General features: G+C 77.9%; 1 protein-coding gene. It reads left to right on the top strand.

Features of this window, described 5'->3' with window-relative positions:
* A partial coding sequence (locus tag PUR56_RS12445) for an amidohydrolase family protein (RefSeq protein ID WP_329948934.1) occupies positions 1 to 308 on the top strand: 308 nt, incomplete at both ends.

The following is a 308-nucleotide window of genomic DNA, read 5'->3' as shown; positions in this document are numbered from 1 at the left end:
GCTGCTGGCACAAGCGGCGTCCGACCCCTTGGTCGCCGGGGTCGTCGGGTGGACCGACCTCACCGCCGCCGACGTGGCGGAGCGGCTGGCCCGCCTGCGTGAGCTGCCGGGCGGTGAGTACCTGGTGGGCGTGCGCCACCCGGTCCAGGGCGAACCCGACCCCCACTGGCTGCTCCGTCCGGAGGTCCTGCGGGGGCGGGCCGCGGTCGCCGACGCGGGCCTGGTCTACGACCTGCTCGTGCTGCCGCACCAGTTGCCCGCGGCCACCGCCGCGGCCCGCCGCCTGCCCGGCCTCGCGTTCGTGCTCG

The organism is Streptomyces sp. BE303, from assembly GCF_036290945.1.
GTDB lineage: Bacteria > Actinomycetota > Actinomycetes > Streptomycetales > Streptomycetaceae > Kitasatospora.
Note: the sequence above shows the minus strand (reverse complement) of the source record. Positions and strands in the feature narration are given on the sequence as shown.